General features: G+C 60.0%; 11 protein-coding genes. 2 read left to right on the top strand and 9 right to left on the bottom strand.

Going from position 1 to position 25,364, the window contains the following annotated elements; all coding sequences use genetic code 11:
• Positions 1 to 179: 179 nt before the first annotated feature.
• Positions 180 to 878: a potassium channel family protein gene (locus ACRESJ_RS07855; RefSeq protein WP_431757396.1), complete on the top strand. Its 699-nt coding sequence runs from the start codon at positions 180 to 182 to the stop codon at positions 876 to 878.
• 45 nt (positions 879 to 923) lie between these two features.
• Here ACRESJ_RS07855 and ACRESJ_RS07850 read toward each other — a convergent pair whose 3' ends face one another.
• The 4 genes from ACRESJ_RS07850 to ACRESJ_RS07835 form a co-directional block, all read right to left on the bottom strand.
• On the bottom strand, positions 924 to 3,935 hold the full coding sequence (locus ACRESJ_RS07850; protein WP_431757397.1) for an Ig-like domain-containing protein: 3,012 nt from the start codon (positions 3,933 to 3,935) through the stop codon (positions 924 to 926).
• A gap of 146 nt (positions 3,936 to 4,081) precedes the next feature.
• On the bottom strand, positions 4,082 to 5,425 hold the full coding sequence (locus ACRESJ_RS07845) for a TolC family outer membrane protein (protein ID WP_431757395.1): 1,344 nt from the start codon (positions 5,423 to 5,425) through the stop codon (positions 4,082 to 4,084).
• Position 5,426: 1 nt separating this feature from the next.
• Entirely contained in the window at positions 5,427 to 6,767 is a 1,341-nt protein-coding gene (locus tag ACRESJ_RS07840) for an HlyD family type I secretion periplasmic adaptor subunit (protein ID WP_431757394.1), read from the bottom strand.
• A gap of 6 nt (positions 6,768 to 6,773) precedes the next feature.
• A complete protein-coding gene (locus ACRESJ_RS07835; RefSeq protein ID WP_431757393.1) occupies positions 6,774 to 8,510 on the bottom strand; it encodes a type I secretion system permease/ATPase in 1,737 nt (578 codons plus the stop codon).
• Between the two features lie 726 nt (positions 8,511 to 9,236).
• Here ACRESJ_RS07835 and ACRESJ_RS07830 point away from each other — a divergent pair.
• Positions 9,237 to 21,071: a peroxidase family protein gene (locus ACRESJ_RS07830; protein ID WP_431757392.1), complete on the top strand. Its 11,835-nt coding sequence runs from the start codon at positions 9,237 to 9,239 to the stop codon at positions 21,069 to 21,071.
• Positions 21,072 to 21,178: 107 nt separating this feature from the next.
• Here ACRESJ_RS07830 and ACRESJ_RS07825 read toward each other — a convergent pair whose 3' ends face one another.
• The 5 genes from ACRESJ_RS07825 to ACRESJ_RS07805 all read right to left on the bottom strand — a co-directional run bounded on the left by ACRESJ_RS07825 (position 21,179) and on the right by ACRESJ_RS07805 (position 25,134).
• A complete protein-coding gene (locus ACRESJ_RS07825) occupies positions 21,179 to 22,444 on the bottom strand; it encodes an acetyl-CoA hydrolase/transferase family protein (RefSeq protein ID WP_431757391.1) in 1,266 nt (421 codons plus the stop codon).
• Between the two features lie 68 nt (positions 22,445 to 22,512).
• On the bottom strand, positions 22,513 to 22,791 hold the full coding sequence (catC, locus tag ACRESJ_RS07820) for a muconolactone Delta-isomerase (protein WP_431757390.1): 279 nt from the start codon (positions 22,789 to 22,791) through the stop codon (positions 22,513 to 22,515).
• A gap of 52 nt (positions 22,792 to 22,843) precedes the next feature.
• Complete coding sequence (locus ACRESJ_RS07815) at positions 22,844 to 23,680, bottom strand: acyl-CoA thioesterase (protein ID WP_431757389.1); 837 nt, start codon at positions 23,678 to 23,680, stop codon at positions 22,844 to 22,846.
• Positions 23,681 to 23,721: 41 nt separating this feature from the next.
• Positions 23,722 to 24,435: a 3-oxoacid CoA-transferase subunit B gene (locus ACRESJ_RS07810; RefSeq protein WP_431757388.1), complete on the bottom strand. Its 714-nt coding sequence runs from the start codon at positions 24,433 to 24,435 to the stop codon at positions 23,722 to 23,724.
• Between the two features lie 6 nt (positions 24,436 to 24,441).
• Positions 24,442 to 25,134 carry a 3-oxoacid CoA-transferase subunit A gene (locus ACRESJ_RS07805; RefSeq protein WP_431757387.1) on the bottom strand — a complete coding sequence of 231 codons (693 nt, stop codon included), beginning with the start codon at positions 25,132 to 25,134 and terminating at the stop codon, positions 24,442 to 24,444.
• Positions 25,135 to 25,364: the final 230 nt, after the last annotated feature.

Here is a 25,364-nt window from a genome sequence, read left to right as displayed (position 1 = left end):
GTGACATTGATGTTGGATGTGCTGGCCTCTTCGCTGGCAAGCCAGCTCCCACAGGTTTGCGTTGTTTGGTGTTCACCTGGCACGACACAAATCCCCTCACACGCATTCGCGTCTAGAATTCCACTGCCGACTTTTCCGAAGCCAAGTCTTAAGCATTATTTCAGTCTCTGGGAACCGCTATGACAGAACAGCAAAACAGATCCGATCTCGATGACGATTTAGCTCAGATGGTGATCGGGCTGGGGCCGTGCACCTATCTATTGCTGCTCTTGCTGGGATTGGTCCTGCTGTTCCCCTTTCTTGAAGGAGGCATCTACGCCCGCACGTTGCTTGGCATTCTGTTTTCAATCGTGCTGCTGGTGGGCACTTTCGCCATCAAGCAGACTCGGCGTGGGTTCATCTTCAAGCTGGGTCTGGCATTGCTTGGGGTTGGCCTTCAATGGGCGGCGTTGTGGACTGAAAGTCTCGCGATTCTCCATGTTGCCGGGATGACCTATGCAGCGTCTCTTGCCGTCTCGTTCAGCGGGGTGTTTCGCTACATTCTCAAACGCGGGCCGATTACAGCCGACAAGCTGCATGGCGCGCTGGCGGGTTACATCATGCTGGCCATCGTTTGGTCCTTCGTTTATGCCATGGTCGAGATAGTCGCCGCGGGCTCATTCGGCCCCGGCCAGCTCGACTTCAGAGAACCTGGCACGTTCTTCAAGCTGATCTATTTCAGTTTTACCACGCTCACGACCACCGGTTACGGTGATGTTCTGCCATTGACCAACCACGCCCGATCACTGGTGATGATCGAAGAATTTTCAGGCGTGTTTTACGTCAGTGTTGTGATCGCGCGGCTTGCCGGTCTTTATCCCTCGACTCAAGTTCAGTGACGCTCGATTTGCCTGGGTCACCCCAGGCAAATCATTTTCTTTGCGTCATCGTGAGACCGCTACGCTTACTGTCGCCGGTGCCGATACCGCGCCTTTGGTATCGCTGGCTTGATAGGTAAAGGTGGCGGTGAACGACGTGGTGATTCTCGACGGCGGTACGTAGGTCACGCTGACACCGTTGGTGCTGACCGTGCCTTTGCCTGTGCCCGGTTGCGTCAGGCCCACCACTTTGAGTGGCACGTTACCGTCAGGGTCGCTGTCGTTATTCAGCACATTGATGGTCACCGATTTGCCGCCTTTGCTGACGGCGCTGTCGGCTTTGGCGTCCGGTTTTTTGTTGTCGCCTGTGCCCGTGCGGAAGGTCGGCAGCGCCGCAGAGTTCACGTAGGTGACGCCGTCCCAGCCGGGCAGGGGGGTTGGCATCAACTGGAACTGACCGGGATGCTCGATATCCCAACGCAGCAGCATCGATGTGTCTTCATGCTGAGTGTTGTGGCAATGCTCCATGTAGGTTCCGGCGAACTCGCGAAAACGGATGGCGATGTCCACGTCCATCGAACTGTCGATGCCTTCACCGATGCGATACACGTCCTTGCGTGCGCCTTGCTCCCAAACCGGTGGCGCCTTGCCGTCGCGGCTGAGGACGATGCCCTCTTCGAAATGCACGTGCACCGGGTGGCTCCAGCCATCGACGCCGCTCTTGATTTTCCACACTTCAAGGGTGCCGTCACCGCTGTAGCCACCATCGGTTGGGCCGTTGGCCAATTGCGGGGCAGCGCTGATAATCCGTGAGTCCATCTGCAGGCCCATTCCACCGTCGGTCTTGATGGTCCAGGGTTCTTCGTCCGTGCCGTTGGAACGACCGAAGCTGAATTCACGATGTCGCGCGTCCTTCAGCTTGGCCTGCACGGTGGCGTCGTTACGATCGAGGGTCAGCGGGATCATGACTTTACCGGCGGCTTTGCCCGGCTTGGCGGGTTCATAGTCGGCGGGGTTCATGCTCACGTCCGTGCCGCTGTATGGCTGCACCACCATTTGCAGGAACTTGCCCACCACCGGGTCGCCGCCGTCCCATTCCAACCCTTTGCTACCCAGCTTGAGCACGGCTTTGTACTTCCCGGACAGCACGTCGGCCAGGCTCAGTGGTGCCAGTTCGGGCCCCCGGCCACCGCGGTGTTCCATGAGGTTGACGAAGTACAGCTTGTCACCGGTGCTAATGCCGTTTTTCGCGAAGTTGACGATGATGTCGAAGCGCTCGGCGATGCCCTGGGTGGGCAGGATAGCGTTGTGGTTCTGCAGGTCGCCGTCGCCGTCCAGGTCCATGCTGCCATCGAACGGCACGGCGTGTTCCATGAGGTTGCCGTCGTTGGCGATCAGGTGGAACGGCACCCGGGTGTAGGACAGGCCTGAACCTGCCGGCCCTGGATACTCGCCACCGGTGCCTGCGACTTCGCGGACCAGGGCAATTCTGAAGTAGCGCGATACCGAGCCGTTGAGAATGCGGAAACGATAACTGCGCGCCCGCACTTTCAGGCGCGGTTGGTACTGCCAGTTCACCAGCATCTGATCGCCGACGAAGCCATCGGTGTTGAACGGGTTGAACCACAGTTGTCCGTTTTTATCCCAGGCCTTGTCGGCCAGCATCAGGTTGACGTCGTAGTCACGGTTACCCCAGGCCAGCGCCGACCCGCTGGGCAGGCGTAGGTTGACGCCGTCTTCCAGCGCTTCGTTACCACGATCCAGCGCGCTGTAATAGTTCATCATCACCGCGTTGCCCTTGTAGACGTTTTGCGCGGTGAAATCGAGCATGTGGTCGTGGAACCAGTGGGTGCTCATGGTCTCGCGCCAGTCACCGCGGATCTTGATGGTGCCGTTGTCGCAGGTCTTGAGGCCCGGGTTGGCGTCGTTGACGAACAGGGTTTCGCCCGGCGCGCAAGGGAATGCAGCCCGAGGGTCTTCAGCCTTGGTATTGATGGTGTCGTAACCGGCCAGTTGCATCGGCCAGCGATAGTCGTAGTACTGCCCCGGAAAGAAAAACGCATTGGTATAGCCGTCGCTTTCGGCCGGGTTGTGGCCGTTGTGTTCATGGGTGCTGAGCGTATGCAGGCCGAAACCCATGTTGGCGGCAGGATCGATCGGCAGGGCGTTGTAGTGACGCATCAGCACCGGTTGGCCATAACGCACCATCAGCAGTTTTACCGGAAAGGTCCCGTCGAAGGTCCATAGCGCTTTGTGGTTTTGAATCGGCATGTTGGGGTGAAAACGGGTGTCGATGCCTTTGGTCGTACCTGCTGTGGCCGGGATGTCCGAGGTCTGGTAGTAGAGCCCGCCCGGCCCGAACTCACCGACCGCATAGTTGTGCAGTTGCCTTCGATCGCGCATGCCGCCATTGAGTTTGGCGCCTGCTTGCACGGTCTTGAACGCGACTTGCGGGTAGAACTCGTTCCAGCGTTGATGCGACCAACCCTTTCCTGGTGGACGACCCTCGGCCGGCGAGCCCACCGGATGGCGGTTTAGAAACGCTTCGATCTGGGATTTCCACGGGTTGCGGTCCAGCACGTTGGAATACTGCGTCGGAAACGGGTAGAGACCGGGTTGACGCATGAACGCTTCCAGCGCCGAACTCGAAGGGCCGCTGCGGGCGATGCTGTCCGGGTCCTGCTGTGGCGCCGGGCCGGCCATCGGTACCGGGAAGTTCAGCGGCGGCCGGGGTAGGGTCGGGTCGAGTTTTTCCGTGCCGAATTCTTCGAACAACAGCAGTTGCTGGGTGAAGGGTTGCGCGCCGAACAATGGGCTGGGTTTGCCATTGGAGGGGACCTTGAACGAGGTTTGCAGGCTGGGTGGCAGTACGTTGTCGGCCAGCGGGGTTTTGCGATCACCGTATACGCCGTTGGGCAGGGCCAGCGCGCCCTGGTTGGTCGACGGCATGGTTTTCAAGGCTTCCAGCGCTGCTGCCGGGTCGGCGGGCTGATTGCTATACGCCGACGGGTCCGTTGGGGGCGGCTGGTTGACGTCGTCGAGCGGCACGGCATGGGCGGTATTGAGGCTGAGGAGCATCGCACAGGGCAGGCAGGACAGGCGCAGCAGGTCGATGGAATGACAGGGTGGTGTCGCGCGTTTCATTTTTCGCACCTCGCAAGTTGCCCCGCCGTCTCCATGTCCGGGACGACAGCTATTTGACTCGACCGGCTTTCAAGTGAACGTTAATTGGTGACCAGCAGCTGCGGACCCAGGTAATCGTTGATCTGATCGATATCGTCGTCGCCCAGACCGCCTACCGAAGAGGCCAGGCGCAGGCGCGACATCAGATAGCGCAACTTGGCCTCGAACAAATCGTGGCGGGCGACGAAGAGCAGTTCTTGGGCATTGAGGACGTCCGAGTTGGTGCTGGTGCCGCCTTCCTTGAAGCCCTTGCGCGTCGACATCAGTGAGCGCTCGTTGGACTCGACGGCCCGCTCGAGCGCGTGAATGCGTTTGGCGCCGCTCTGGACGCCGGCATATTCGCGGGTGGTCCCGGAGATGACTTCCTGCCGTGTGGCGTCGAGCTCGTCCTGGGCCTTGTAACTATTGGCACTGGCCTGGCGCGTCAGCGCGCTGGTGCCGCCGCCGTTGTACAACGGGAAATTGACTTCCAGCCCGATTGAACCGTAGCGGTTGCGTTGATTGAGCTCGGAGATGGATTGGCTTTCGCCTGCGGTGTAGCCGGCCACGAAATCCAGGGTCGGCCAGTGGCCTGCCTTGGCGCGCTTCACTTCTTCTTCAGCGAGGTCGCTGCTATGACGCCGCGCATGGATCAGCGGGCTATCGGTCTGAGCCTTGACCAGCCAGTCCTGCAGATTGCTCGGCAGCAGCGGTGGCGTATCGAAACTGGCCCGCAGCGTGGTCAGCGCTTCGGGGGTTTCGCCGATGTATTCCTCCAGCTTGCGGCGCGCATTGATCAGGTTGTCCTGCGCTTCGATCAACTCGGCTTCGGCGAGGTCGCGGCGAGCGACTGACTCGTCGATGTCGGTGATGGTGCCGGCCCCCAGTTCCATGCGCCGTTTCGCCGAGGCGAGCTGCTCATCGAAGGCGCTCAGCTTGGCCTTGGCCAGGACGATGGTTTCGCTGGCCAGGAGCACGTCGAAATAGCTTTCGGCCAGGCGCACCGCGGCGTCCTGACTCTTGGCGTCAAACACCGCGACGCTGTAGTCGGCGCGTTGCTTGCCTTGCCGGTACTCGGCCATTTTCTGTTTGTTGAACAGCGGTTGGCGCAGGCGCACGTTAGCGCCTTTGGAGTCGTAGTCCAGATCCCTTTCGACGCCGCTCTGGCGCTGGGTACCATTGACCTTGTTGTCGTAGGCCGAGGCACTGATCTGCGGTAGCAGGCCGGCCTGGCCGATGGCGCGGTTTTCCTGGCCAGCCTCTTTTTCATGCACGGCGGCGCGGTAGACCGGGCCTTGGTACTGCAACAAATCCCAGGCTTCTTTGAGGTCCATGGCACTGGCGGGGAGGGCGTTAACGGGAAGGGACAGGCCCAGCATCCAGAAGATCAGGCAACGACGCTCCATTTCATTGCTCCTTGAAGGCGCTGTCGACGCGTTCGAGCATCGGTTTGAGCAGGTAGCTCATCAAGTTGCGCTCGCCGGTCTTGATGGTGACGGTAGCGGGCATGCCCGGACGAATGTGATTGCTGCCCAGCAGGTTCATGCCTTCGTTGGTGACTTCTACCTGAGCCAGGTAGAACGGCTGCTTGCTTTCCTCATCGAGCAGGCGGTCGGCGGAGACGGTTTTCACCCGGCCGGGAATGTTGGGTGTCTGGGCATGGTTGAAGGCGGGGAAGGCAATGTCCACGGCCAGGCCGGGAGTCATCTTGTCGATGGCCTGTACGGGAATCATCGCGTCGACCTGTAGCGGTTCATTGTCCGGAACGATTTCCATGATCTTGAACCCGGGCTGGATGACCCCGCCGATGGTCGCGATGCTCAGGGACTGCACCATGCCATCGATGGGTGAGCGAATCACCGTGTGGCTCACTTCGTAGTGCAGCGCACGCAAGCGGTCGGCCAGGGAGTTGTTTTCCTTGGCGATGTCGGTGAGTTGCGATTCAACTTCCTTCTGGTAATCGTGCTTGCGCTGCAGGATGCGCAGTTTGAGTTCCGTGGTCTGGCTGCGAATGCGCGCGATGTTATTGAGGTTCTCGGCCTGGCCGGCGGAGAGGTCGGCATTGCTACGCTCCAGCTCAAGCAGACGGTTGCGTGGCACGTAGCCTTCGGCCGCCAGCACGCGGGTGCCTTGCAGTTCCTGGTTGAGGAAGTTGATCTGCGATGCGCGGGCGCCATAGACCTGCTGCAGCCCCTTGAGCTGCACGGCAGACGCCGCGAGGTTTTCCTCCAGGATGCTGATTTCGCCCGCAAGGCCGGCGCGCCGGGTTTCCAGCAGGCGCTGTTGCAGATCCATGGCAGCCAACAGGCGGTCGTCATCGGCGAAGCGCTTGAGCAGTTCGGGGTCGAACTTCACCATGTCGCGGCCGTCACGTTCGGCTTCCAGGCGGTTTTCCACGGTCTTGCTGACAATGTACTGGGCGCTGACCGCACCCCATTCAGCGACCGCGCGCAGCGAATCAAGGCGGACCACCTCCTGGTCTTTTTTCACGGCATCGCCTTCGCGAACCAGAATGGCCTCCACGGTGCCGCCGGTCAGATGCTGAACGGCTTTGCGATTGCTGGTGACTTTAACCGTGCCTGTGGCGACCACGCCCGCATCCAGTGGCGCCAGCCAGGACCACAGCAGGAAGCCGCCGAAGCCGGCGAGCACCAGCCACATACCTCTGCGCAGAGGTTTGCCGACGTCCAGATCCACCGCGTTTCTTGGGTCGGCGTGAATCATCTCGGTCTGTTGGCTCATTTGCATGATCGGTCACTCCCTTCCTTTGACAGAGGCCAATGGAGTCGTCGCGCCGGCAGGCATCACACTGGCCTTGCGCAGCGCTGCGAATACTTCGTCACGGGTGCCGAGCATCTGCACACCGCCGTCACGCAGCATCAACACCTTGTCGACGGCGCAGAGCACATTGGGACGGTGAGAAATCAGAATGACGGTGGCGCCACGGGCCTTGAGTTGGGCCAGCGCATCGACCAAGGCCTTTTCACCGACGTCATCGAGGTTGGCGTTGGGCTCATCCAGCACAATCAGGTTGGGCTCGCCATACAGCGCGCGGGCCAGGGCGATGCGTTGCTTCTGGCCACCGGAAAGCGGGCTGCCATCGGCGGCCAGACGGGTCTCATACCCTTGCGCAAAACGCAGGATCATCTCGTGCACGCCGGTGGCTTTGGCGGCGCGGATGACAGCGTCGCTGTCCACCTCGCCAAAGCGCGCAATGTTATCGGCGATGGTGCCCTCGAACAGCTCCACGTCCTGTGGCAAGTAACCGAGCCAGGGGCCCAGTTCGCCCTTGTTCCAGTTGAATACGTCCGCACCGTCCAGGCGCACCTTGCCGGCCTGAGCGGGCCAGATGCCGACCAGCAGGCGGGCGAGGGTGGATTTGCCCGAGGCGGATGGTCCGATAACGCCCAGGCTTTCACCGGGGGACAGGTTGAAGCTTACCCCGCGCACAATCGTGTTGCTGGTGCCGGGAGCGCCGGCATACACATTTTCGACCGCCAACATGCCCAGTGGCCGCTGCAGCGACATGCTGGGTGGCCGACGCGGATAGGTTTCGAGCATCTCGTTGAGCCGGCCCCAGGCCGAACGACAGCCGAGCAGTTGCTTCCACGAGGCGATGACTTGTTCCACCGGGGCCAGCGCCCGGCCGGTAAGGATCGAACAGGCAATCATCATCCCGGGGGTGATCTTGCCTTCGATGGCCAGCAGTGCGCCGGCACCGAGGATCAGCGACTGCAAGGTGATACGCACGAAGCGCCCGGTGCTGCTGATCAGGGCGGCGCGGTCGGAGGCCAGAGATTGCATTTCCAGGATGCGCAAATGGCTTTGGTACCAGCGCTTGCCGATTGACGGCAGCATGCCCATGGCCTCGATGACCTCGGCGTTGCGCAGGTTGTTGTTGGCATAACAGGCCGAAGAGAGAGCGGCCTGGTTGGCTTCGGCCAGCGGCTTCTGCGTGGCCTTTTCGGTGAGATAAGCCAGCCCCATCAGAATCAGCGAGCCGATCAGGGTCACCAGCCCGAGCAGTGGGTGGATCAGATAGGCGATCAGCAGGTACAGCGGCGTCCACGGTGCATCGAAGAAGGCGAACGGGGCATTGCCGGTAAGAAATTGACGAACTTGCGCAAGGTCTTGCAGGGCCTGGGCCGGATTGCCACCGGCACGGCTCAGGTTGCGCTCGAATGCAGCGGTGAAAATGCGCCGGTTGAGGTCCATGTCGAAGCAATTGCCGACCCGGATCAGCACACGGGTGCGCAGCATTTCCAGCGTCGACATCAGCAGGAACATGCCTATGACCAGCAAGGTCAGCATCGTCAAAGTTGTAACGTTTCGACTGACCAGGGCACGGTCATAGACCTGCAACATGTACACGGCGGGCGTCAACATCATGACGTTGATGACGCCACTGAACGCCGCCAGCGAGTAAAAACTGCGGCGCAGGCGGAAAATCGCCTCAGCCAACTCGGAACGGGTGCTCGACTGCTGGTGCATTTTGATAATCCCCCACCGAAAAACGGTTTCCTTTGCGGCGCAAACGTTGCAGCAAATGTCGCCGGCATACCGTGCATGTAGTGTCTATGGCGCCTTCCGGCACAAGATGTAGTGTTATGGAAAAGTTCAAATTAAATTTTCTTCATGTTCTCCAGCGTAGGTGGCATTTGTTTCGATAGCGAAACAGTTCGAAATAACATTTCGCGCTATGGGTTCTTAGAAAATTCTATATATCGTTCTAGAACAGTTAGTTAGCACATCAAAAATTTGTAAAGTTATTTTACGACGTCTTATTGACAGTCCGTGCCTCTGGATCTTTAGTCATGTTTGGGGGACGCCCGCCGGAAGTCTGTCATCGTTTTGGCAGTGCAGGTCGCGGTGGTCCCCCGGGGAGCACAACATGGCGATCAATCTGTTTCATTGCACAGTGACGGGGCTGTTCGGGAAGTTCGCTTCGACTTCCCGATGCCATGGACCACCCACGGCTCGAAGTCGCTCTGCCTGATCGGCCAGCGAGCAATTCACTCAGCGAATTCCAGGCGCGCATTTCCCGGCGCTGGGGACGGCTTTGCCTGAACATGGCTTTGCCCGAACATGGTTTTGCCTGAACCCTGCCTGCTCTCGCCAAACACCAAAACAACGAACTGCGCAAGCCAGCACGTCACTGGGCGCGGGTGGATTTTTTCGTCCCGAGCCTTACCCCATAAAGATCGAGGGCAATCGAAAATGGCAAATTTCAGCAAGGCGGACCTGGAGTTCATCCTCAAGCAAATCTTCATCGCGGAAGCGCATGCCGGTGGCGCCAGCCTGATTGATTTGCTGCCCAACAGTCAGGTGCCGTTCGGCCTGCGGACTGTCGATGGCAGCAACAACAACCTGGTTGACGGGCAAAGCGAGTTCGGCGCGTCGGACAACTCCTTCCTGCGCCTGCTCGATCCCGCGTATCAGTCAGCGCAATACGCAGCTGGAGGATTTGTGGAGGATCCGGCGCCGCGGATCATCAGTAACCTGATCGTCGACCAGACGGCTAATAACCCGGCAGCGGTTGCAGCCAATGGCGGCGCAGCCTCGGTGCTGAGCCCGGGCATGGACGGCGTGTTCGGCACGAGCGACGACAAGCACGTGTTCCTGATTCCCAATGAGTCACCGGACGTCGGCCTGACCGCCCCCTTCAACTCGTGGATGACTTTCTTCGGCCAGTTCTTCGATCACGGTCTGGACCTGGTCACCAAGAGCAGCACCGCAATCGTGTACGTTGCGCTGCAACCGGACGATCCGTTGTACGTGGAGGGCGGCCATACCAACTTCATGGTGTTGTCGCGTGCCGTGCACACCGCCGGTGCGGACGGCCTTGTGGGCACTGCCGATGATGGCCAGCTCAACACCACGTCGCCCTTTGTGGACCAGAGCCAGACCTACAGCTCGCACCCTTCGCATCAGGTATTTCTGCGCGAGTACGTGATAAATGCAGCAGGCAATCCCGTTACCACCGGGCGCCTGATTACCAACCGCGATCTGGGTGGCGACGGCAAGTTCGGCACTGCAGACGATGGTGACGGCGAAAATGGCGGCATGGCGACCTGGGCAGTGGTCAAGGCCCAGGCCCGCGACATTCTCGGTATCAACCTGACCGATGCCAACGTGCACAGCGTGCCGCTGCTGGCCACGGACGACTACGGCAACTTCATCCGCGGCGAGCACGGCATGCCGCAGGTGGTGATGCACATCAGCAACGGTGACGACGGCATCGCCGGGACCGCCGATGACGTCACGCAACTGGTTGAAGGCAACCGGACTACGCCGATCAGCCTGGCCAACGCCGTGAGTACCGGCCATGGCTTCCTCGATGACATCGCCCACAATGCCGAACCGGTAGTGGTTGACGGAGTGCTGCAAGCGGACGTTGGCTCTGATATTGGCGATGCGCAGGCGACCGATGGGGCCGGGAAAAACCTGACCTACGACAACGAACTGCTCGACGCCCACTACATCGCCGGCGACGGCCGGGCGAACGAGAACATCGGCCTGACCACCGTGCACCATGTGTTCCACTCCGAACACAACCGCCTGGTCCAGCAAACCATGGACACCCTGCTGGCCGCAGGCGACGTGAACTTTCTCAATGAGTGGCTGTTAACCGAAGTCTCCGCCATTCCAACCACGCCCGAAGGCATCGCGGCGCTGGTGTGGAATGGCGAGCGCCTGTTCCAGGCTGCCAAGTTCGGTACCGAGATGCAGTACCAGCACCTGGTGTTCGAAGAGTTCGGCCGGACCATTCAGCCGCAGATCGACGAATTCCTGGCACCCAACGGCTATGACACCTCGATCAACCCGGCCATCCTCGCCGAGTTCGCCCACGTGGTGTACCGCTTCGGTCACTCGATGCTGACCGAGACCGTCGACCGCTTCGATCCAGAGTTCAATCCGCTGCTCAACGATCCAAACAATCCGCAAATGGGCCTGATTGCCGCCTTCCTTAACCCGCTGGCGTTCGCCGCCAGCGGGGATACGGCCGACGAAGCCGCAGGCGCGATCATTCGTGGTGTGACCCGTCAGGTCGGCAACGAGATCGACGAGTTCGTCACCGAGGCGTTGCGCAACAACCTGCTGGGCCTGCCGCTTGATTTGCCGGCCCTGAATCTGGCGCGCGGTCGCGACACGGGCATCCCCACCTTGAACGAGGCCCGGCGTGAATTCTATGCGATGACGGGTGACAGTCAGCTCAAGCCTTACATCAGTTGGGCGGACCTTGCCGACCACCTCAAGCATCCCGAGTCGCTGATCAACTTCATCGCGGCCTTCGGCACCCACGCAGGATTGACTGCAGTCGATGTGGACACACTGATCGAGATGCGGGCGGTCGCCGCAGCCCTGGTGTTTGGCGGCAGCGCGGTGATCAACGCCGGCACTGACAGTGAGCGTATCTTTACCGCCACTGACGAGGATCGCCTGGCATTCCTTAACAGTACGGGCGGCTACGCCATGATCAATGGCGTCACCACCACGGGTGTGGACGACATCGACTTCTGGGTCGGTGGCCTGGCCGAGCAGAAAATGCCGTTCGGCGGCATGCTCGGTTCGACCTTCAACTTCGTGTTCGAAACTCAGATGGAGGCCTTGCAGAACGGCGACCGCTTCTACTACCTGTCGCGTACCGCCGGCCTGGACTTCGGCGCCGAGCTTGAGAACAACTCGTTTGCCAAGTTGATCATGCTCAACACCGATGTGGTCCACCTGGCGAACACTGTGTTCCTGACGCCCACCTACACCCTTGAAGTGGATCAGTCCAAACAGTTCACTGGACTGGGCGCGGACCACCGCGCCGATCCGACGGGCGGCATCATGATCAACGGCGTTGAAATCGTGCCGCTGGTGATCCGCGACAACCCCGATACCCCCGGCACCGACAGCAACTACCTGCATTACACCGGGGAAGACCATGTCGTGCTCGGCGGCACTGCTGGCAATGACATCATCATTTCCGGCGACGGCGATGACACCCTTTACGGTGACGCAGGCAACGACCGCCTCGAAGGCGGTGCCGGTAACGATGCGGTGTTGGGTGGCGACGGCGATGACATCATCACCGACTCGTTCGGTGACAACCGTCTGGAGGGCAACGCCGGCAACGACGTGATCATCGCTGGCAGCATGCTTGCTCTCGGCAACCTGATCCTGGGTGGCGATGGCCAGGACTTCATCGTCACCACCGAAGACATCACCACCACCTTTGGTGGTAAGGGTGACGACTTCATCCTGGGTGCCAAGACCAACCTGCCACCGACGGGTAACGAAGGTGACGACTGGATCGAGAAAGGTACCCAGGACGGTGCGCCTGGCGATAACTTCTCGCCATTGCTCAATGACGATGTGATCGGCAATGACATCTTCATCGGCGGTGGTGGCTTCGACGAAATGATCGGCGAGGGTGGCGATGACATCTTTGTCGGCAGCGATGCCCAGGACAAGATGGACGGCATGTCCGGTTTCGACTGGATCACCCACAAGAATGACAAAATCGGGGTGACCGTCGACCTGAGCCTGGCCGCGCTGGCGCAGCCCCATGGCAACGCGCCAAACCAGAACACCGGCGTATTCAATCCGGTCGGCGCCTCGCCGGCTTCGATCCTCGACCGTTTTGCCGAGGTCGAGGGGGTGTCCGGTTCGAAATTCGCCGATGTGCTCAAGGGTGATGACGTCGATGCGGTCACCATCCTCAACCACGGCGGTACCACCGGCAGTGCGCTGACCAATGTGGACCTGATCCGCGGGCTGAAGCAGTTGCTCACCGATGCCGGTTTGCCCACCACCGGCTTTGCCACCGGCAACATCATGCTCGGCGGCGATGGCAGTGACTTGATCGAAGGCCGTGGCGGCGATGACCTGATCGACGGAGACAAATGGCTCAACGTCAGGATTGCAGTCTATGCCCCGGGCGATACCAACCATACCGGCCCCGAGATTAGGTCGTTCGACAGCATGGTCGACATGATCCCGTTCATGATCGACGGCAGCATCAACCCCGGTCAACTCAAGGCCGTGCGGGAAATCCTGCCCGGCAGCTCGACCGGTGGCAGGGCCTTCGACACTGCCATTTACTCCGGGATTAAGGACGAGTACCGCGTCATCCAGGACGACCGTGGCACGCTCGATACGTCGGACGACGTCTGGACGGTGATCGATAATGTCGCTGGCCGCGATGGCACTGACACCCTGATGCATATCGAACGCCTGCAATTTGCCGATGTTCAGCAAGTGCTGGTACCAGGGCTCAATGCCGAGCCGCAGGGCAAACCTGCCATTACGGATATCAACAACGGTGCGATAGCCGTGGGCGACATGCTGACGGTCAGCATGGCCGGCGTGACCGATGCCAACAACCCGGGGGGCAGTCTCGACAGCTCGTCCGTGTCCTACTACTGGCAGGTGGAAACCGGTCCAGGCAGCGGCGTGTTCGAGGACATCATCCTGTTGCCAGCCGGTGATCTGGCGTTCCAGAGCGCCGATGGCACTTCGTTCAAGGTCTCGCCTGACCTCGAAGGGTTGTTGTTGCGGGTCAAGGCGATCTACCAGGATGGCCATGGCACCACTGAAATAGTGTTCTCTGATCCGACTGACGTAGTGGCCCCCGGTCCGGCGGTTGCGCCTGTGACTTCACCACCGGTCCACGATGCAACCGAAGGAGGTGAGGGCCTGCATATGGTCCATTCCGACCTCATCTTCATCCTCGCGCAGATCAAGATTGCCGAGGCTGAAGCCAAAGGTGTCGACCTGCTCTCGTTGCTGCCCAATATTCGCGCGCCTTTGGGCCTGCGGTCGGTCGACGGGTCGAACAACAACCTGTTGAACCTCAACGGCAACGACCACACCGGATATGGTGCTGCCGATAACACCTTCCCGCGCTTGAGCGATCCGGTATTCAATCCGGCGCAGGGTGCGCCTGAGGGTTTCTTCGGTCCTGGCTCGCCAGCCATTGAGGGATCGACGTATGCGCAGAGCTCCGGCCCTGTATTCGACTCACAGCCGCGCACCATCAGTAACCTGATCGTCGACCAGACGTCGAAAAACCCAGCGGCTTATGCCGCGGCGTACGACCCTGGTGTGGACGGTAAGCTCAACTTCGGCATACCGGCCGGCACGACGGGTAACGACGACGTGCTCAAGGATGGCGTACGGATCGTCTCCAGCCCTGGCCTGGATGGCAAGTTTGGCACCGGCGATGACCATGATGTGTACCTGTTCGAGAACACTGCGGCGGATGCCGGCTTGTCCGCACCTTTCAATGCCTGGATGACCTTCTTCGGGCAGTTCTTCGATCATGGTCTGGACCTGGTCACCAAAGGTAATGCGGGCACCATCTACATTCCGTTGCAGCCAGATGATCCGCTCTATGTGCCCGGCGGTAACACCAATTTCATGGTGCTGACCCGTGCGACCAACCTGCCAGGGGCGGATGGTAAGCTCGGCACGGCCGACGACATCCATGAGCAAACCAACACCACCACACCGTTCGTGGACCAGAACCAGACCTACAGCTCGCATCCGTCGCACCAGGTGTTCCTGCGCGGCTATGTGCTGACCGACCACGGCCCGATCGCTACTGGCCAGTTGATCACCAACCGCGACCTGGGAGGGGATGGCAAGTTTGGTACGGCGGACGACCACGAAATCGGCGGCATGGCCACCTGGAAAGTGGTCAAGGCACAAGCCCGTGACGTTCTGGGCATCAACCTGACCGATGCCGATGTGGATAACGTGCCGCTGCTGGCAACCGACGCCTACGGCAATTTCATCCCTGGCTCGCACGGCAGGGTTCAGGTGGTGATGAAGGGGGTGGACGGCATAGGTGGCACCTCGGATGATGTGCTGGTCGAAGGCGATCCGCTTGCCCCGATCGACCTGGCCAATGCCGTGCGCACCGGCCACCAGTTCCTCGCCGACATCGCGCACAATGCCGTGCCTGTCATCTCTGCCGCTGGGGCTCTGCAGCCCGATGGTGACGTTCTTGTTGGCAATGGGCAGCCAGTAGACAGCCGCGGGAATAACGCGACGTACGACAACGAACTGCTGGACGCGCACTACATCGCCGGCGACGGCCGGGTCAACGAAAACATCGGCCTGACCGCGGTGCATGCGATCTTCCACTCCGAGCACAACCGGCTGGTCGCCCAGACCAAGGACACCGTGCTCGATTCGGGTGACGTGGCCTTCCTCAACGAGTGGCTGCTCAAGCCCGTGACTGAGATGCCGGCTGACCAGACCGCTATCGACGCGCTGGTGTGGAATGGCGAGCGCTTGTTCCAGGCTGCCAAGTTCGGTACCGAGATGCAGTACCAGCACCTGGTGTTCGAGGAATTTGCGCGGACCATCCAGCCCAATGTCGACCTGTTCTTCGCTCCGACCCAGGTCTACGACGTCGACCTCGATCCTTCGATCGTCGCCGAGTTTGCCCACACCGTTTACCGGTTCGGCCACTCGATGCTGACCGAGACTGTCGATCGCTACGACGCGAACTTCAACGTTATCAGTGATCCGAACAGCGCCATTCCCAATCATCAGTTGGGCTTGATCGCGGCGTTCCTCAATCCGCTGGCCTACGCGGCCAGTGGCGTGTCGCCAGAGGATGCGACCAGTGCGATCGTGCGTGGTGTGACGCGTCAGGCCGGTAACGAAATCGACGAGTTCGTCACCGAGGCGCTGCGCAACAACCTGTTGGGTCTGCCTCTGGATCTGCCGGCGATCAACATCGCCCGTGGCCGCGATGTGGGGATTCCTTCGCTCAACGCGTTCCGCCGCGACATGTACAACCAGACCGGCGATACCCAGATGAAGCCGTACACCAGCTGGGTCGACCTGTTGCAGCACCTCAAGCATCCGGAGTCGTTGATCAACTTCATCGCGGCCTATGGCACCCATAGCACGATCACCGGGGCGACCACCCTGGAAGCCAAACGTGCTGCGGCGATGATGCTGGTGTTTGGTGATGGGGGAATCGATGAACCGTCAGACCGCCTGGCCTTCCTCAACGGCACCGGTGCAACCTGGGGCAACGTAACCCGGGCCGGCAAGGATGGAATATTGGGTACCGCCGATGACCTCAAGGGTGTGACGGTCACGGGTGTCGATGCCATCGACATGTGGATCGGCGGCCTGGCCGAAGAGAAAACCCCGTTCGGCGGCATGCTCGGTTCGACCTTCAACTTCGTGTTCGAAAACCAGCTGGAAAAACTCCAGGACGGCGACCGCTTCTACTACCTGGAACGTACCTCCGGCCTGTCGATGAATGCGGAGCTGGAAAGCAACTCGTTCGCCAAGCTGATCATGGCCAACACCTCGGCCACGCACTTGCCGGGCCTGGTGTTCTCCGATCCCGGGTACTATCTGGAAGTCGATAAGAGCAAGCAGTTCAACGAAGGCCTGAACAGCGCCGATCCGCTTGGCGCGGACCACGAGCAGGTGGTGTTCCGCGACAACCCGCTGACGGAAGGATCGGACAGCAACTACATCCGCTACACCGGTGATCAGCACATTGTGCTCGGTGGTACCAACGCTGCCGACATTCTCATTGCCAGTGAAGGCGATGACACGGTCTGGGGCGATGGCGGCAACGATCGCATCGAAGGCGGCTACGGCAACGACCAGCTGCGTGGCGGTGCCGGCGACGACATCATCACCGATAAGGGTGGCGACGATAACATCCAGGGTGGCGACGGCAATGACGTGCTGCACGGTGGTAACGGCGTCAACCTGATCATTGGCGGTTTCGGCAACGACTTCATCATCACCGGTGAGGACGCCTCCGAAGCGATTGGCGGCCAGGGCAACGACTTCATCCTGGGCAGCAAGGCCAACGAGCAGGACATGGGTAACGAAGGCGACGACTGGATCGAGAAGGGCACCTCCGATGGTGCGCCTGGCGATAACTTCGATCCGCTGGGCAACGACCCGATCATCGGCAACGATGTCTTCATCGGCGGCAACGAGAACGACAAGTTCAACGGTGAAGGCGGCGACGACATCATGGTCGGCAGCCTCGGCTTCGGTGACCGCTATATCGGCGGCTCCGGCTACGACTGGGCGACCTTCAAGGACCTCAAGCAGGGTGTGAGCATCGATTTCACCGATCGCTTCTTCGATGTACCGAAGGTGCCGGGTTCAGGAGCCTCGGCGCTGGTACGGTTCGACATCATGGAAGGTCTGTCGGGTTCGGCGCACGGTGACTTCCTGCGCGGCGATAACGAAGACTCGACATCGCTGCCCACCGCCGGTGCAAACGGCAGTGTGTTGACCAACGTCGCCTTGATCAATGGTCTGTCGGCCCTGCTGCGCGGCGCGACCTCCTATGACGGCGGCAACATCATCCTCGGTGGCAGCGGCAGTGACCTGATCGAAGGTCGCGGTGGTGACGACATCATAGACGGTGACAAGTGGCTGAACGTGCGCATCAGCGTGCGGGAAAACAATGACGGTACCGGCGATGAAATCGCCTCGTTCAACAGCATGGAACCGATGGTGCCGTTCATGCTCAACGGTACCTACAACCCGGGCCAACTGGTCATCGTGCGGGAGATCCTGACCGGCAATGACCGCTACGACACGGCGGTGTACTCCGGCAATATTCTGGAGTACAGCGTGGTGGTCGATGGTGACTCGATCATCGTGACCGACCTTGTGGCGGGGCGTGATGGCACCGATCGCCTGACCGGCATCGAGCGCCTGCAGTTCTCTGATCAGTCGATGTTGACTGGACTCGGCACTGCCACGAACGAGGGGCCATCGGGTCGTCTGGCGATTCTCGATGATGCGACCGGCTTGCGTGAAGATACGCCGATAAGCGGCCAGTTGTTGCGCGTCAGCAATCGGTCGATACATGACGCGGACAACGTAACGGCTGCTAATCCAACCGGGGCGGTGACCGGTCCCGTGGCTTACTACTGGCAGGTCGAAACCATTGCTGGCACGGGCATCTTTGAAGACATCATCGTTGGCGCCGCCGGCGAAGCTTCGCGGGTGACCGGTACCACCTTTCAGGTGACGGATGATGTGGCGGGGTTGAGCATCCGTGTCCGGGCGGTGTACCAGGATGCCAAAGGCACGCTGGAGATCGTCGATTCGTCGGCAAACAACGCACCGACGGCGAGGCCGACCATCAACGGGGTTCTGGCGCAGAACCAACTGTTGACCGCTGACCCGTCGACCATCGTCGATGTTGATGGCCTCAGCAATCCACAGTTCACCTACCAGTGGCAGGCGACCAACGGGGTCAGCTTCGTTGACATTGCCGGTGCCACCGGTAGCACCTTCACGCTGAGTCAGGATCAGGTCGGCGACCAGGTGCGGGTGGTGGTCAGTTACGTGGATGACTTTGGCGTGGCGGAAAGTATTGCGTCCGATCCTTCGGACCCGGTGGCCAACGTCAACGATGCACCGACAGGCAGTGTGTTGATCAGCGATACGACACCTGATCAAGGGCAGGTGCTGACCGCGCAGACCAATACAATTGCTGACGTGGATGGGCTGGGTACCTTCAGCTATCAATGGCAGCAAGGTCTTGGCACTACCTTCACCGACATCAACGGCGCAACCGCAGCGACCTTCACCCCGGGTTCCGGGCAGGCCAATCTGCAATTGCGGGTGATCGTGCGCTATACCGACGGCTTCGGCACGCTGGAGACAGTGACCTCCGCGGCAACGGCAGCGGTGCCACCGGGCGTGGTGCTGGTGGGTACCGCAGCGGGGGAAACCCTCACCGGTGGTACGGGTGACGATGTGCTGTTTGGGCTGGGCGGGAACGATACGCTCAATGGTCTGGGCGGCATTGACCAGCTGTTTGGCGGAGACGGCAACGACATTCTCAACGGTGGAACCGGCGCGGATGCCATGACCGGGGGTGCCGGCAACGACACCTTTGTGGTCGACAACGTTGGGGACAGCGTCGTCGAGGTGGCGGGTGGTGGTACCGATTTGGTGGAAACCACGCTGACGAACTTCGTGCTCGGTGCCAACGTCGAGAACCTGACCTATACCGGTGCTGCCAACTTCACCGGTACCGGTAACGCGTTGGCCAACGTCATCACCGGCGGGTCCGGTAACGACACCCTCAGTGGTGGGGATGGCAACGACACCCTCAACGGTGGGCTCGGCGCGGATGCCATGAACGGTGGTGCCGGCAACGACACCTTTGTGGTCGATAACGTCGGTGACACCGTCGCCGAGGCGGCGGGTGGGGGTACCGATCTGGTGCAAACCACGCTGGCCAGCTACACGCTCGGTGCCAACCTTGAAAACCTGACCTACACCGGTGCGGCCAACTTCACCGGTACCGGTAATGCCCTGGCTAACACCATCATCGGCGGCGTCGGCAACGATGTCCTCAATGGTGGGGATGGCAATGACATCCTCAACGGTGGAGCCGGCGTGGATGCCATGAACGGCGGTGCTGGCGATGACACCTTCGTGGTCGATAACACCAGTGACACCGTCATCGAGGCTGCGGGGGGGGGTACCGATCTGGTGCAATCCACTGCGACCACCTATGTGCTCGGTGCCAACGTCGAGAACCTGACCTTTACCGGTACCGGTAACTTCACCGGTACCGGTAATGCGCAGGCCAACACCATCACCGGCGGGGTCGGTAACGACGTGCTGAACGGCGGTGCGGGTATCGATCAGTTGATCGGGGGCGCCGGCAACGACACCTACGTGGTCGATGTGGCCGGGGACGTGGTGGTTGAAGCGGCGGGTGGCGGTACGGATACCGTGCAGACGGCGCTGGCCAGTTTCACGCTGGGTGCCAACCTCGAGAACCTGACCTACATTGGCGTCGGCAACTTCACGGGTATCGGTAATACGCTGGCCAACACCATCATCGGCGGGGCCGGAAACGACGCGCTCAGTGGCGGGGATGGCAACGACATCCTCAACGGTGGGCTCGGCGCGGATGCCATGAACGGCGGTGCCGGCAACGACACCTTTGTGGTCGACAACGTCGGTGACAGCATTACCGAGGCAGCGGGTGGCGGAACGGATACCGTGCAGACGTCGCTCTCCAGCTTCACGCTGGGTGCCAACGTCGAGAACCTGACCTTTACCGGTGCCGGCAACTTCACAGGTACCGGTAATACGCTGGCCAACACCATCACCGGCGGGGCCGGCAACGACGTCCTGAATGGCGGTGCGGGTAATGACCAGTTGGTGGGGGGCGCCGGCGACGACACCTACATCGTCGATGCAGGTGGGGACGCGGTGGTTGAAGCAGCGGGTGGCGGAACGGATACCGTACAGACGTCGCTGGCCAACTACAACCTGGGTGCCAACGTCGAGAACCTGACCTACACCGGCGTCGGAAACTTCTCCGCCAACGGCAACGGGTTGAACAACACCATCATCGCCGGGGCAGGGAATGACACCCTCAACGGAGACAGCGGAAACGACATCCTCATCGGCAACGCCGGTAACGACACGCTCAATGGCGACAACGGTAACGACCAACTGCTGGGAGGCATTGGCACCGATACCCTGAACGGCGGCATTGGCGACGATACCCTCGATGGCGGTGACGGCAACGATTCGTTGATTGGTGGCTTGGGCGACGACACCCTGCTGGGCGGACTGGGTAATGACGCCCTGGATGGCGGGACCGGGGACGACCTGCTGCAGGGCGGTGATGGCGACGACACGTTGCTCGGTAATGTCGGTAACGACACATTGCTGGGTGGCATCGGCAATGACACGATCAATGGCGGTACTGGCAACGATACGGTCACCGGTGGTGCTGGCAACGACATCATGGATGCCAGCAGTGGCAACGATGTCTTCGTGTTCGCAGCAGGCTTTGGAGTAGACCGGATCACCGGCTTCGATGCCAACGCGGCGGGGGGCCAGGATCTGCTGAATATTTCCGCGCTCAACATCACGGCGGCAACCTTTGCCGGCAGCGTCACCATCGCCGATGTCGGTGCGGATACCTTGGTCAGCTTTGGAGGAGCTGACTCCATCCGCCTGGTAGGTGTGGCTGACGCAACAACCATTACTGCCAACGACTTCATTCTGGCAACTTGAGGTCCTGATCAGTAGTTCGCAGGGAGCGTGTATAAAGGAAGGGAGGGCATTGGATGCCCTCCCTTTTATTTAAATGCCATTTACGCAAAGGCCTATGTCTTTGAGCATCAACCCCAGGCATGTATTTGGGCCAACTGCGATTGCAGCCCTGCGCGATGATCGGGATGAGAAATATCGAGCATTTTAACGATGCGCTCTTTGACCGACAGTCCCCGCAAGTCCGCTATACCGAACTCTGTCACGATGATGCCCGCGTCGCTGCGAGCCAAAGTCACAGGCCCTGCGATCCTGGCGACGATCCGACTGTGATTTCCAGCTGTAGAGGGCAGCGCGATAATCGGTAACCCTCCTTTGGACAAATGGGCACCGCGTATGAAGTCCACCGCGCCGCCCACCGCACCGACGTAGTTTCCCGCAGCGATCTCTGAATTGACCTGGCCTGTGAGGTCGACTTCTACCGCTGAATTAATGGCCACAAAGCGGTCAATACTGGCAAGCACGGCGGCATCATGGGTGTATTGGGTTGAGCGAAGCTCGATGGCTCGATTGTTGTGGGCAAAGTCGTGTAGCAGGCGCGAACCCATCAGCGTTCCGCCGATGCTTACCCCACGGTCGATAGACTTCCGCCGGTTGTTTATCGCGCCGTTTTCCATCAGGCGAGCGACGCTATCGCCGAGGCTGCCTGAATGCACCCCGAGGTCGCGATGACCGGCCAGTGCTCCCAGCACCGCATCCGGTATTGCACCGATGCCCATCTGCAAGGTGGCCCCGTCTTCAACGATCCCCGCAATATGACGGGCGATACGCTGATCGCTTTCACGTGCGTTTATTGCACTGATTTCGAGAGGGGGGCGATCGGTATGGACAATGATGTCCAGATCATCTTCACCCAGTGTTCGTTCACCGAAAGTCCAGGGCGCCTGTTGGTTGACTTCGGCAATGACCAGGCGGGCAGTGTCAATGCAATGCAGCAGATATTCGCAGGCTATGCTCAGGCTGTAGCGACCATTCGCATCGGCGGGGGCCACTTGAAGCATCAGTACATCAATGGGCAGGGCGCCACTGGCCAGTCCTTGGGCAAACGAGGAGTAGTGTATTGGAAGGATATCCAGCACGCCGGCTTGCACGAGATCGCGATTGCCCCCCGCCCCACAATAGGCGACGAAATTCACACAATCAGCATGTTCCACTTTGCAAGTCCCGCTTTTGTCTATGCCAAGAACGACGGTGAACTGTCCGATTCCATGACGCTGCTCCATCAGTGCCTGGGTCAACGGGAGGGGCTCCGCATTAGCCTGCCCCCACATCACGGTGTCACCTGGACGTACTAGTTTGGTCAAGTCCAAGGATTTCAGTTGCAACAGCTCAGGCATCGAAAATTCCCTGCCATCAGAAAGTGAGTACACAGATAGAGGCGGCGGCTTGATGCCGCCGTCTTCATTTAAACGATCGAGGAAGGATGTTTGGCCAGAGGTGTGACTTGGATCGTCATGAAAGGGAACAGCGGCAGACTGGACAGCAAGGCGTGAAGTTCGTCGTTATTGTCGACGTTCAGAATGCTGATGTTGGAATACTGGCCGACGATTCGCCACAGGTGCGGCCACTTGCCGCTTTCCTGTAGCTCGGTCGCTCGTTTCTTTTCAGCGGCCTTGATGGCTTCTATCTCGTCAACCGCAATATCGCGCGGAATACTTACATCCATTTTCACGTGGTAAAGCATGGGTTTCTCCTTGTTTTTATAGCATCAGAGGTTGTTGTTGCCGGGTACAGGTTCAGGCGTCGCGCGGTGAAACCAAAAGATCCTGGGTCATGCTCGCTACGAGCCGCCCATCGCGCTGGTAGATATGTGTCATGGTCAGGCTGCGCTCCGACAAGCTGTTCACTGTCTCGTTGACGAATAACAGCCAATCGGTCACGTCAAGTTCAAGGCTATGGAACCAGAGGCTGTGATTGAGATTGCTCACGTAACATTGCTGCCAAAAATCATCCAATGATTGTTGTGACGCGACGTTGCCGTTGAGCCAGCTATCAGACATGTATGCCAGGGCTGCATGATGCAGGCACCCTTCGGTAGGCAGGGGTTGGACAAGACGAATCCAGTAGGCGACTTTGCTTTGCACGACGGCAGCAGAATCGACACAAATCGCTGGGTTGATCGGGCGTATGTCAAGAAACGGCTTGGCGCTGACGCGCAATTGCAGCGATTTGCACTGGAACGTAGAACGTGTTGCCAGTTCGCTGAGCGTTGGCAGGCTTTCGGGACCGGGCACCTGCCACGCTAGTCGCTGCGAGTTATTCGGACCGGATTGAGGCACCTGGAAACTGGCGTTTGCGCTCATTACCAGCCCGGTACCTTGTACGCCGTAAATGTGGCGACTGGAAATCCGACGCCCATCCTGGAGAGTCTCGACGCTGTACTCAATGGAATCCTGCGGCCTTGCTCCTTGCAGGAACGTCATCTGCAACATCCCGGGAGAACGATCCTCGACGGTTTGCGCCGCTGCCCAAAGCGCCTGCCCCAGTAGTTGTCCAGCGTAGACCCGACCATTGGCATTGGTGTCGCAGACGTAGCTCTGCCAGGTGTTATTGCCAATGGTTTCGAGGCTCAACAGTTCAGTCAGTTCGCGCTGGTCCCAATGCCAGTAACCGTTCACCTTTGCAGTTCCGCATGTGCGTGTGTAGCGGCTGATCGACGGGGTGAAGCTGCGGATGTTGATGTGCCGAGCGCCGAAAAATCCAGCGGCACGCCAGTGACTGCCTGCAAGTGCTCGGGTGTCACCTCTGCGACCAGTTCGATGACTTTGACGCCGTTGCTGGTGATCTCCATCGTGGCCAGTTCAGTGTAGATGCGGCTGACGCAGCCCAAGCCAGTCAGGGGATAGGTGCAGTCAGGCAACAGCTTGCTGCGACCGTCCTTTGCAAGGTGTTCCATCATGACAAAGACGCGCTTCGCTCCGATGGCCAAGTCCATGGCGCCGCCAACGGCAGGAATGGCATCAGGGGCACCGGTGTGCCAATTCGCCAGATCCCCCTTGGCTGATACCTGAAAGGCGCCCAGCACGCAGATATCCAGGTGGCCGCCGCGCATCATGCCAAAGGAGTCGGCATGATGAAAAAAGGCTGCGCCGGGGCTCAGCTCGATGGGCTCCTTGCCAGCGTTGATCATGTCCCAATCTTCTTCACCGGGCGCAGCCGCCTGCCAGCGCCCCAGCACGCCATTCTCGCTATGCAGGAAGTAGTCCTTGTCTTCGGCCAGGTAGTTGGCGACCAGGGTCGGCAGGCCGATCCCCAGGTTGACATAGGAGCCCTCGGGAATGTCACGCGCAACGCGCATGGCCATGGCGATTCGTACGTTGTTATCCATGGTCACTTATCCTGCCTGGTTCAAAAAATGGGTCGGCGCTTGGCGAAGCACCAAGTGCTTTACGTAGATGCCAGGGGTGACCACTGTTTCCGGGTCCAGTTCGCCCAGTTCGCAGAGATGCTCGATTGAGGCGATGGTGTTTTTGGCTGCCATGGCCATGACAGGGCCGAAATTGCGCGCGGTCTTGCGGAAGGTCAGGTTGCCCCAACGGTCTGCCGCTTGAGCCTTGATCAGCGCGAAATCGACGTGAATCGGCAGCTCCAGCACACAGTGGCGGCCATCGATCAGGCGAGTCTCTTTGCCTTCGGCCAGCAATGTGCCGTAGCCGGTCGGGGTATAGAACCCGCCGATACCGCAGCCCGCTGCCCGCAGGCGTTCCGCCAGGTTGCCTTGCGGGACGATTTCAAGCTCGATTTTGCCTGCCCTGTATAGGGACTCAAACACATGCGAACCGGTCATCCGTGGGTAGGAGCACAGTATTCGACGCACTTGTCCGGCCTTGAGCAAGGCGGCGAGCCCCGAGTCACCTTGGCCGGCGTTATTGCTCACCAGGGTCAGATCGCGTGCGCCTTGATCGATCAGGGCATTGATGAGTTCGTCGGGCATGCCGGCGCCGCCGAATCCTCCCACGGCTATGGTTGCGCCGTCCTTGATGCCGGACAGGGCAGTCTCGGCACTGGCGCAAAGCTTATTGATCATGGCTCTTGTTCCTTATTGGAAATTCCACGCCGGCACCCATTGCGTGGACGGCGGTTTAGTTCCAGGCATGACGAGAGCCGGGTGCGTGGCCGCGGCTTACTCGTCGCCTGGTAGCCACAGCTTGCCCAAGGGGGTTAAACGCTACAATTTCGGTCTTCTGAAGCCCTGATTAACTTTTAGTTAAGTGCCACGGCCAATACGCGTGAAGGCGCGCCACAGCATGGCTGTGG

The sequence above is a fragment of the Pseudomonas sp. genome (genome assembly GCF_050739655.1).
Lineage (GTDB): Bacteria > Pseudomonadota > Gammaproteobacteria > Pseudomonadales > Pseudomonadaceae > Aquipseudomonas.
This window is presented reverse-complemented; position numbering and strand designations above follow the sequence as displayed.